The sequence below is a fragment of the Candidatus Methanoperedens nitratireducens genome, assembly GCF_900196725.1.
GTDB classification, from domain to species: Archaea; Halobacteriota; Methanosarcinia; order Methanosarcinales; family Methanoperedenaceae; genus Methanoperedens; species Methanoperedens nitroreducens_A.
Genome location: NZ_FZMP01000017.1, coordinates 1 through 10298, shown reverse-complemented (window position 1 = coordinate 10298; position 10298 = coordinate 1). Strand labels below are relative to the sequence as shown.

The 10298-nt window shown below is 39.5% G+C and carries 10 protein-coding genes and 1 pseudogene; 9 read left to right on the top strand and 2 right to left on the bottom strand.

Going from position 1 to position 10298, the window contains the following annotated elements; all coding sequences use genetic code 11:
• Window positions 1-180, top strand: a pseudogene (locus MNV_RS20050) (IS4 family transposase); the annotation flags it as partial.
• A 108-nt stretch (window positions 181-288) separates the two neighbouring features.
• On the opposite strand, the gene MNV_RS01940 reads toward MNV_RS20050, so the two are convergent.
• Complete coding sequence (locus tag MNV_RS01940; protein WP_096203699.1) at window positions 289-1566, bottom strand: APC family permease; 1278 nt, start codon at window positions 1564-1566, stop codon at window positions 289-291.
• 317 nt (window positions 1567-1883) lie between these two features.
• Here MNV_RS01940 and MNV_RS01935 point away from each other — a divergent pair, with 317 nt between their 5' ends.
• The 7 genes from MNV_RS01935 (at window position 1884) to MNV_RS01905 (ending at window position 8340) form a co-directional block, all read left to right on the top strand.
• The gene (locus MNV_RS01935) at window positions 1884-2456 is read left to right on the top strand and encodes a C39 family peptidase (RefSeq protein ID WP_096203698.1); all 573 of its coding nucleotides are present in this window, start codon (window positions 1884-1886) and stop codon (window positions 2454-2456) included.
• Window positions 2453-3424, top strand: a complete 972-nt coding sequence (locus tag MNV_RS01930; RefSeq protein ID WP_096203697.1) for a hypothetical protein — start codon at window positions 2453-2455, stop codon at window positions 3422-3424. The genes MNV_RS01935 and MNV_RS01930 overlap by 4 nt, the downstream gene beginning before the upstream one ends.
• Window positions 3425-3506: 82 nt before the next feature.
• Complete coding sequence (locus tag MNV_RS01925) at window positions 3507-6020, top strand: DEAD/DEAH box helicase family protein (protein WP_179293744.1); 2514 nt, start codon at window positions 3507-3509, stop codon at window positions 6018-6020.
• A 293-nt stretch (window positions 6021-6313) separates the two neighbouring features.
• Window positions 6314-6874 (top strand): DUF366 family protein, encoded by a 561-nt coding sequence (locus tag MNV_RS01920; protein WP_096203695.1) that lies wholly within the window; start codon window positions 6314-6316, stop codon window positions 6872-6874.
• Window positions 6871-7095 carry a TIGR00304 family membrane protein gene (locus MNV_RS01915; RefSeq protein ID WP_096203694.1) on the top strand — a complete coding sequence of 75 codons (225 nt, stop codon included), beginning with the start codon at window positions 6871-6873 and terminating at the stop codon, window positions 7093-7095. The genes MNV_RS01920 and MNV_RS01915 overlap by 4 nt, the downstream gene beginning before the upstream one ends.
• Window positions 7088-7354, top strand: coding sequence for a TIGR00304 family membrane protein (locus MNV_RS01910; protein WP_096203693.1), 267 nt, complete (start codon window positions 7088-7090; stop codon window positions 7352-7354). The genes MNV_RS01915 and MNV_RS01910 overlap by 8 nt, the downstream gene beginning before the upstream one ends.
• 71 nt (window positions 7355-7425) lie before the next feature.
• Window positions 7426-8340: a DUF7847 domain-containing protein gene (locus MNV_RS01905; RefSeq protein ID WP_096203692.1), complete on the top strand. Its 915-nt coding sequence runs from the start codon at window positions 7426-7428 to the stop codon at window positions 8338-8340.
• A gap of 119 nt (window positions 8341-8459) precedes the next feature.
• Here the strand turns inward: MNV_RS01905 and MNV_RS01900 are convergent, their stop codons facing one another.
• Entirely contained in the window at window positions 8460-9713 is a 1254-nt protein-coding gene (locus MNV_RS01900; protein ID WP_096203691.1) for an ATP-binding protein, read from the bottom strand.
• 174 nt (window positions 9714-9887) lie between these two features.
• Here MNV_RS01900 and MNV_RS01895 point away from each other — a divergent pair.
• On the top strand, window positions 9888-10298 hold a 411-nt coding region (locus MNV_RS01895; RefSeq protein WP_143311585.1), incomplete at its 3' end, for a hypothetical protein.

The window sequence follows — 10298 nt, the reverse complement described above, 5'->3', positions numbered from 1 at the left end:
TTGATCGATGAGGTTCGCAAATATAACCCACTCTTTGGGGTTCAAGACCTCAAAGCATACTTTAGAGCAGGCAAATATCTCTATGAAACATTAAAATTGATACCGGAAAAGCCTGATCCAATTTTAATTCAGCAAATGTTTGCACAAATAACGAAAATAGGTAGTATTAATACTCCTTAATGGCGAAGGTATTGCTTTTTATATAACCAGATGATATCAGCGATAGGCATAAATGGTGGTTACCAATTCATAGGTTCGCCATTTAAACTTAAATCAATTAAGGACATACTAAACTTTTTTTATATTCACATAAGAAAGAAGCCAGCCCATGATTACCAGCGCAGCCCCAATGAGAAGCACCATCCACTCAAGCTGGAAGAGCATGAATATGCAGAATAAAATACCAAAAAACGGAAGTACTGTGAATTTACCTATGCTAATCGGCACCCTGAATGGTCTTTTCATTTGCGGCTTCTTGTACCTTAGCAGTATTACCGCTGCATTGATCACAAAAAAGGTCACAAAGAGAGTAAAGTTCGCGATATTAGCCACGAAAGCGATATCCCCTGCAAAAATAAAAAGCATCGACAGAACCATTGCAATGAATATCGCTACCCACGGCGTCCTCCTTGCAGGATGCACCTGTGCAAGTATGACAGGAAGGGTAGAAGAGTCCGCCATCCCGTATATGATCCTGGATGAGCCGAGCAGCATCAGGAGCACGGTGTTCGCGGTTGCGAAAAGGGCTATTACAGTTAAAAGCGTGAAAGCCTCGCTTCCAAGAGCTATGAAAGCGAGGTCCGCAAACGGCGCTCCTGATGTAGCAAGTTTTTCCCATCCCGTTACACTGACAGCAGCAACCGCTACGAGTACATAAAGAATAATGCTGATCAATATAGCGAGCAGCAAACCCCTGGGAATTGTTTTTTCAGGGGCTTTTGTCTCTTCCGAGAGCTTGACGATGCTCTCAAACCCTGTATAAGCAAAAAATACAAGCGCTGAAGCCTGGAAGACCCCGGCTAACCCATTTGGCATCTCAAAATAGTTCACCTTCCCAAGATATGGAAGTCCTATATAAATTACTAAAATTAGACCTGCCGTTTCAACGAGAGTGGCGACGATTGCAAACCATGCCGATTCTCTTATTCCGTAGAACAAGAGGAATGAGAGAGCTATTATTAATACAAAACCTGATACGAGCGGGGGAATGCTGAAGAAAGAATTGAAATATCCTCCGAAACCAAGGGCTACGGTCGAAGCGCCGATTATACCGCTCAATATAACCAGCCATCCAATAATGAATGCCAGCCTGTTGCCAAAGGCACTGCGGGCATATTCATGCTCCGCGCTTGCTTTCGGGAACATGGAAGAGAGCTCGGCATAACTCAGCCCCGTAAATACTGCCACAAGTGCGGAGAGGGCAAACGAAAGCCAGACCGCATTTCCTGCAAGTCCTGTCGCTTTACCTATAAGGGCGTATATACCTGCGCCGAGGATGATTCCCACGCCTGAGAGAGTTATTTCGAGCAGGCCGAGTTCGCGTTTCAGTTGTACTTTCGGGGTCATGGTATATCATATATTTCTTTTTGTTGTTATTTATGGGCACTGGTGAGATTGAAACTACACCCGCAGAGTCTTCTATTACTCTCAATTTCAGCTTACGGACAAGGTATAAAGAATAATTTTAGAACATTATATATATGACAATTGACATAATACAATTAATTTAATTGTGGTGACTTATGCTTTCCGACTCCGAAACTCAAGCTTCGGTAGACGAAGATGTTGGCGCTATAGCACATGAAAAAGGGGATAAATAATTTGATTTACATTGATCAGCCGTTCGTCCTAAATGGGATTCTAATATCTACAGAGGAGAATCAATGAGACGAAAGATATTAGACCCGCTGAATAACCAAATTGAAGTACTTAAAGTCCCGTGGTATCCACAGCAAGATACTGAATGGATGTGCATGGTAAACTCGATAAAAATGTGTTTAGAGTATATGAAAAATACATATAATAACCGAATTATACGGGATACTGTACCAAACATGAGTATAGATGAGATTATGAAAATCACTAATACAAGGAGGTTTACAGGGACTGTTGTGGATTCGCATTTTATCAAAAACCTTAACTCGAACATCGAAGGGATTATATTCTCATTGGAAGAAGAAGTAGATATGAATAAACTCAGCGAGAAAATTGAGATGGGGATTCCAAGCATTGTTTTATACAATTGTCAATTTTTAACTTATGGAATTCGTGGCGCTGGGCATGCAGGGGTTATAATAGGGATTACTGAAGATGATATTATAATTAATAACCCATGGCTGGGGTCAGAGTATTTCGTATCTCATGAAGTCTTTGCACCGGCATGGGAGTTAGAATATAATCAAGCGATACTCCTTGATCCAAACCCTCAATCAAAATTAGGAAAGGAGGGAAATTGATCCAAAATCAACTGGTTGATTTGCCTGTAGACGAGAGAAGTGCTGAAAAAATCGCTTACAGTTGGATTAGAAGCACAATTGGTAATATACCGCATGTTGGGACTCCTGTTAAAAAGGGGGAGATTTGGAGCGTGCCTGTTCATGTCAACTATCCAAGAATATTCAAGGATTTAACGACAGAAAGGCCGCAAAAAATCAGATTTATGAGCTTCAAGAATATTGGTGAAGTCAAAATAGATGCCATTAAAGGTTTGATTGTAGACAAACCAACCTTTTATCAAGTTCAGCATAAAATCAGTGAGAATCTTACACTTGTCCAGAAAACTGTCCAGAAAGCTCTTGTGAAAGTTGGAGCAAATTATTTTGCAGAGCTTCCTTTTCCCTCGCATATGCATACACCACTGCTGGATGTCTTATCATGGCTTCTGGTCAATGATAAGATAGATACAGCGGTAGATTTTGAGCAAATAAATGAAGAGGAACGCAAAAAATATCAACAAAACATAGATCTTCTAACCAAGTATGGATTGGTTGAGATAGAAGGGAATATTATTATTCCTGGCAATTATTTAATTGAAATAGAGTCCAGAGGGAAGAATTATCACGAGAGATTGTCAAAAGCTCTTTCATTCTTTTTCGAGAGAGGGTATGAAGAAATAGATAGCATATATCAGGTAATCGGCCCCTATCTTACACTATCAAGTATCTGCTATGAGCGGTCTTTCGAGTACGGTAGTGTTCTGCCCCAAGATTATTCTGAGATAGAATCTATATTCATGGAGACATACAGAACTGAGATAAAAAGGATCAAACTTCCAAGATACCTTGTGCAGCTTGAAGCAGTTGATATACTTGAAAGTAAAACCATTAGCGGTAAAATTTCATGGTCTGCAAATGAAAATTTATTCAATAAAATGTGTTCTGAAAGGGATATCTTAGAACCGATTGCGGGTCTGATTGAAGGATAAAGAACAAAACAGATTACAAATATAACTTAAATGCCAAGGATACAAACTTAAACCATGACTGGATAATCCAGGAAGAATGCCTATGATTGACTTTGAAAAAATGCTAGAAAAGGAATTTCAGGAAAAACCAATTAATCCTTTTGAGATTTTTCAAGAACATCGTAATAAGAAATACGAATATCTGAGAGGTGGGCAAGAGCATGTTTTAGAGACATGGTTTAGCCGGAGAACCCAAAAAGATACAATAGTAAAAATGGACACAGGATCTGGAAAAACGCTTGTTGGCTTGTTAATGCTTCAATCATGCTTAAACGAAAATTTGGGTCCTGCTATATATCTTTGCGTTGATAAACAACTCGTTGACCAAGTGATAGCATCGGCTAATGAGTTTAGTATTCCAAATGTCACATCTGAAGATGGAAGTATACCTGTGGATTTTTTAAATTCTGAAGCAATTCTAATAACAACCTTCGATAAGCTTGTCAATGGGAAATCAAAATTCGGGGTGAAGGATACAGATAACGAGGAAGTGCCTATAGGAAGCCTATTGGTAGATGATGCGCATAGCTGTTTAAAAAAAGCGAGGCAGGCTTTTACAATTTCTTTAAATCGAGATAAACATTCGAATGTGTGTGATAGATTGTTTGATTTGTTCAAAAGCTCCTTGCGTACTCAAGCTCTTGGAAAGCTAAAAGACTTGGAAGATAGAGTTCCTTCAACTTTAATGATGGTTCCATATTGGAATTGGCTTGAATCTAAAGATGAGATAATTAATATATTAAGTGAATATCGTAATGATGAACTTAAATTTCAATGGAACTTACTCAGAGATAATCTTGAAAGCTGTTACTGTTTCATTTCAGATAGAACTATTGAGATAACTCCACAATGTGTCCCAATCGAATATATACCAAGTTTTCAGAATGCTAAGCGCAGATTTTTCCTCTCTGCAACGTTACTGGACGATTCCCACTTAATTAAGGAATTTGGTGTTTCCCATGAAGCAGTTACAAGACCACTAAGACCAAAGATCGCCGGCGATATAGGGGAACGAATGATAGTAATCCCAAGCCTTGTAGACAGCTCTCTAAAAATAGATAAAATCGTTCAGTTGATAACGAGAATGAAAGATATTGGTAATAATGTTGTAGTATTGACACCTTCTGAAAAGACTTCAGAGAAATGGGAACAATATGGTGCCGAGATAGCCAACAAAGAGTCTATAATTCCAATATTAGGAAAACTGGCTAAAACAAAATCTAACTTCGTTGTATTATATAATAGGTACGATGGAATTGATTTACCTGATACGTCTTGTCGGATTTTAGTACTAGATGGTAAACCATTTGGGGAATCGCTTTTTGAGCGATTTATTAATAAAACGAGACCTAAATCAAGATTAATCAGATCAGCACTTGCCCAAAAAATTGAACAGGGACTTGGTAGAGGTGTTAGATCGGGGACAGATTATTGTGTAGTTTTTCTAATAGGAGATGACCTTGTTCATTTTCTGTCTCTAACTGAAAATCAACATCTTTTGTCTCCTCAAACAAGAGTTCAAATTGAGATGGGCTTAAAATTTGGAAAAGATTTAAAAAAAGAAGGGAACGCGGAAAAAGCAATTTTAGGTTTGATGAACCAATGTCTTAATCGAGACCCTTCATGGATAAAATACCATCGTTCTAAGGTTCAAAAAGCAGAGGATATATTTGTAGAAATGTTACCGATTACACTTGCCAATACAGAAAAAGATTCTTTCAAACTTTTTCAAGCAAAGCAATATCGAGAAGCATCAAAGGCAATCCAAACTATTCTAGATGGTGATGTAAGCAATAAATTAGACACCACTGATAGAGGGTGGTATCTCCAACTTGCGGCTTTCTATCTTTACAAATCGGATCATGTCAGAGCCGCAGAGATGCAACTTAAAGCACATCGATTGAATACATCACTTCCTCGTCCGCCTGAAGGGGTTGACTATCAGAAGATTCAAATTGAACTTGGAAAGCAACCTGATAATATTATTAGATGGATTAAGAAACATACTGAAGCTAATGCTTTGATTGTATCTGCAAATACTATATTGGATAAATTAGACTTTGGTATACCTTATGCCACATTTGAAGAAGAATTCTCTAATCTTGCGGAAATAGTCGGATTCGAATCTCAACGACCGGAACAAGAGTTTGGAAAAGGCCCTGATGTTTTATGGCTATTGTCCGATGGAACATATTTGATTTTTGCAGCTAAGAACGAAGCAGATATAAACAATTTCGAAATAAGTAAAAAGTATGCTGACCAATTAAGTGGGAATTGGAATTGGTTTAAAGCTCAATACAAATCCGAAGAAGGAATACCAATTATCATTCACCCTTCTAATAAACTGGCTGCTGATGCTTTTTGTGTTGATGGTGCAATGTCTCTAAAGCCACATGGACTAAAGATGCTTGTTTCAAAAATTCGTGAGTTTACTATCGCTCTATCTTCAAAAAGTCCTGATTCATGGGATATATCCGATGTGATGACTTTGGTACATAAATATGATTTGGATCCAAGGAATATTAAAGAAAAATACTTCTCAAAGATAGGAAAATGATTTTTAATATATATTTTATTATAATTAATTGTTCTTTGCGTCCTTTGCGCTCTCTGCGGTGAGTGATTAAATAACACCGCAAAGCACGCTAAGAGCGCAAAGCGTTCACGGAGATAATTAATATGTCATCTGAAATACCCCCAAAACCCAGACTAGACGATCCAGGAAGATCGCCTTCGATACGGCGCCGAGAAGAAAAGGCAGCTCGGCACGGCGCACCTCATCTGGGCATCCAAGCTCAGGAAAGAACTATTTCTGGAAGAAAATAAGAAAAGAATGAGGAAGCAGTAATTATGATCTCCAAAATCCTCCCGGAAACAATAAAATACGACGGCTCCCAGATAGCCCCGCTCTGGGCTTACGGCATGGGAATAAAAGGCGACTCCATAGTTATCTTCCACGGTCCGATGGATGTAACCGTAGAGAATATGAAGGACTTTGAAGACAGGAAAGCCGGAAAAACAATAGAAGGCGATGACCTTATTCACATCATCGTTGAGAGGTTCAACCCGCCTGCAAGTATGCGACTTGCCTATTACATGCAGCGCCTGCTCATCGTCTGTGTCATGGACATGCTTGAGAGGCGCGGAATAAAAGCGACCAGGGAAGGGGATGATCTTTTTATCAATGGCGGGAAGCTCACAGTGAGCATAGCCAGCGCGGGAGTGTCAAGCGAGAAGATACACTGCGGGATAAACATCACTACAAGAGGTACGCCGCGCGAAGTTAAGACAGCCGCCCTTGAGGATTTCGGCATAAAGGACTGGAAAGCTGTTGCAAAGGAAATAGCTGAGCTCTTCGTACATGAAATAGAGGATATCGAAGGCGATATTGCCAAAACAAGAAGTCTATGACCAACATAATCAAATCAGGAATTTTATTGATATTGATCGGTTTTGCGCTAGTTCTGATAGGGGCAGCATTATCCGCAAGTAATGTGACTTTTGGCGGGCTTATCATGATAGGTCCCATACCTATCGCTTTTGGCTCATCTCCTGAAATAACAGTGGTCGCAATGGTCATAGGACTACTTTTGATGCTGATGTTCTTTATTCTCGGGAGGAGAAATGCCTGATTTGAGCTTCCTGATTGCAGCGGGGATACTCCTAATAATACTCGGATTCATTTTGATCGCCTTTAGCATGATGCGCTCTGCCCGGGAAAGCGAAGAGAGGGACGCCGAGAAGGGGGCCGGGGAGAAGAAAGTAAAATGCGGGGGCGTGATACTGATAGGTCCGATACCCATCGTTTTCGGGACAGATAAAAAGTACGCGCTGATACTCATGGTGGTGGCGATAGTACTGATGCTGCTTGCGATTATATTCCTGAAATAGAAATCGTTTTTCTTGAAGATACATTAATAAATAATCACCTCGTCAAAAGGTGAGATAAGAAGGGCATAAAAATGGAAGACATCGGTAAGATCATAAGTAACGGCTTTGAAACGTACACAAAGAACCTCGTTCTGGTCATCCCTTTTATTCTTAACGCGGTTATAACAGGCATTCTGGCTGTCGTCATGGTTGGTATCGGGTTTTTTTACCTGTTCGGGTCATCCCTGTCCGCTATCGGGAGCGCCTCTACTTCGCAAGCTGCCGCTGCCATTCTCCTTCCGCTCATAACGCGGCATTTTTATGAGATTGTTATACTGGTCATCGTATATTTTCTGGTTTTCCTGTTCTTCCAGTCATTCTTCATGGCAGGAGCTATCAGTATGGCGCAAAAGGCCACTGAGACCGGGAAATCCGACCTGTCTGCCATGATAGAAGCCGGGAAAAAGAACGTCGTAAATCTTTATCTGGCTGAAATTTTAGTCACACTACTGGCTCTGGCAGGCATCGTGTTCATCGTCCCGGGCGCAACAAGGGTTAATCTTGATCAGCTTTTATCCGGAAATAATACAGATGCGGTTCTGGTGCTGGCAGGTGGGGTTTTTTTATGGGCAATATACATAGCGATCATAAGCCTTTTCCTGGCGGTTTTCAGCTATGCCCTGGTAATAGAGAACCTCGGACCCGTGGATGGTATAACTGCAGGTTTTGGATTTTTCAAAGCTCATAAGTCCGATGTGTTCCTGCTGTGGGTTGTTACCGGCATTATTCTGATCGTCCTGATGATACTCGATGAGATTTTCAGAGGAATCCCCGTTCTGGATATCATCTGGCAGTTCGCCAGTTTTATTATCAATTTTTTAATCATACCTCCCCTTACCACGCTCTGGTGGGTTCGCTTATACATGACGCGAACTGGCAAGAAGCTCTATTTCAATGACCTGCTCGCGCATCCGAACGACCTTGAAAAACTCAAAGCGGGCAAGTGACCGGGGTTCTCGCTTAAATCTCCATATAGGTGCAGCACGAATGAATTTTGCCAGGTTGAAGCTTGCAATATTCCGGGAAAATTAAGATTGGAAAATAGTCCCCCTTTAAGTTTGAGATTTCACGTTCCTCTTAAAAGGAATTTAAATGCTGGAACGACATTAATTGTAAAATCCTCTATTTTCAACTGTTCTTCCTTTTCATGAGAAACTATATACCCTTCAGTAACTTTGAACTTTTTCATAAATGCAATTAGACCCGTAGTATCGATTTTTCCATATTTTATTTCTATCGGAATCGGCTTTTTGTCCATAATGACCACATCTACCTCTTTTTTATAGGGGTCTCTCCAGAAGAACCCGGTGTTTAACCGGGATGCAATAAGCCATTCAAAGACTTTTGACATGGAAATGTCGTCCTCTTTAAAAATGAGGTCTGAAAGTATTGCAGGGTAATATTTTTTTAACTTTCTCTCCGTCTTTCTTTTGTTTTTAGAGTAATTGTATAATTTTCTGATGAGGAAAGCCTCTTCCAGATATTCCAGATAATTGGACAGCGTTTGTCTTGAGAGTTTTAATTCTTTTGCTAAGTCCGATATCTCTATAAGCTGCCCGGGCTCTTCCATAATTATTCCGAGCAGTGATTCCAGTAAAGCTACATTTTTTATTTTAAACAATTGCGGCAGGTCCCTGTAGACTACCTTTTCCACAATGCCTTCTTTTACATATTTTCTTATTACCGATTTGTCTTTAATCCCGACAAGCTCAGGAAAACCCTGGCATAGAATATATTCTTCAAAGAGCCTTGCCAGTTCCTTTTCATAAAGCCCGACAGGTTCATATTTCACACCTTTAAAGCTAAGGAATTCTTTAAACGAAAGGGTTTCAACCTTAAATTCAAATATCCTGCCGGATAGTGTTTCTTTTGATTTCTTTTTTATGAACATCGATTCTGAGCCCGAGATAATTATTTTTATGTTCTTCCCATAGGTATCATAGATCCTTTTTACCTGGTCTTCCCAGTTCGTGAGCTTCTGTATCTCATCGAGCAGGAGCAGATATTTGCCCTCCCTGAGATTTTTTTCCATCAACGCCTCGTACTCTTTCATCACTTCCCTGATTTCTATTTCCCTGAATTCATCGAATGAAAAGTAAATTATGTTCCGGGCATCAAAACCCTTTTTGATGAAATCTAAGACTATCTTAAGCATCAATGTGGTTTTCCCTACCCGGCGCAAGCCTGTAAGGGCGATTATCTGGGGCAGGGGAAGGTATTTTGATATCTGCTTATGGATCTCTCTTTCATGGTATTCGAGCTTTAATTCTTCTTTCCACCAGGTGTTGGACTCTAAAAGTACGTCTCTAATTTTTGCCATGTACAGTTAACCTACTTTCTATTTTATGTTAAGTGTATTAGTCATATTATTTAAATTTTGGGTTGCGGCCCTAATACAAAGTTTAATATCGAAGAATTAATAATCCTAAAAGATAATTGTGGAAAAAAATAACGATTTAATTGATTTTACTTATTTTGGAGATTTATACATAGTATGAATACCAATCTTGAAAGAAGCATAGATAGAGCAATTGGTTTGATGAATACACCTTTAGATTATGAGAATTATATCTCTATCAAAATCAAACCCGTCGATGGAGGATGTTGTTGCCTTAATCATTGGCAAGAAACATGGGCCACCGTCAATGAGTATATTTATCCTTGCGGACCAGTTAAAAATGAAGGAGCAGTCCTAATAGATAAAAACAACGTGAGGTTTGTTCTGGAATGCCATGAAAGTGGGCCAGAAATTATTGTTTATCTTGGGTTTGGTACAGCATCAGTTGTTCTTGTAAAATCTGTTATAGATTTAATTACCACTTTGTTAAAAGCACGACAAAATGAGTATCATAGTCGTTCCGGCAGATTCAAAATTACCCATTGTCCTAAAATACGATACTTAATA

What these genes read in the sequence shown, in the direction of transcription:
- MNV_RS01925 (WP_179293744.1), top strand. Translation starts at nt 3,507, where the DNA reads ATGATTGACTTTGAAAAAATGCTAGAAAAGGAATTTCAGGAAAAACCA.
- MNV_RS01935 (WP_096203698.1), top strand. Translation starts at nt 1,884, where the DNA reads ATGAGACGAAAGATATTAGACCCGCTGAATAACCAAATTGAAGTACTT.
- MNV_RS01900 (WP_096203691.1), bottom strand. Translation starts at nt 9,713, where the DNA reads ATGGCAAAAATTAGAGACGTACTTTTAGAGTCCAACACCTGGTGGAAA.
- MNV_RS01940 (WP_096203699.1), bottom strand. Translation starts at nt 1,566, where the DNA reads ATGACCCCGAAAGTACAACTGAAACGCGAACTCGGCCTGCTCGAAATA.
- MNV_RS01910 (WP_096203693.1), top strand. Translation starts at nt 7,088, where the DNA reads ATGCCTGATTTGAGCTTCCTGATTGCAGCGGGGATACTCCTAATAATA.
- MNV_RS01905 (WP_096203692.1), top strand. Translation starts at nt 7,426, where the DNA reads ATGGAAGACATCGGTAAGATCATAAGTAACGGCTTTGAAACGTACACA.
- MNV_RS01915 (WP_096203694.1), top strand. Translation starts at nt 6,871, where the DNA reads ATGACCAACATAATCAAATCAGGAATTTTATTGATATTGATCGGTTTT.
- MNV_RS01920 (WP_096203695.1), top strand. Translation starts at nt 6,314, where the DNA reads ATGATCTCCAAAATCCTCCCGGAAACAATAAAATACGACGGCTCCCAG.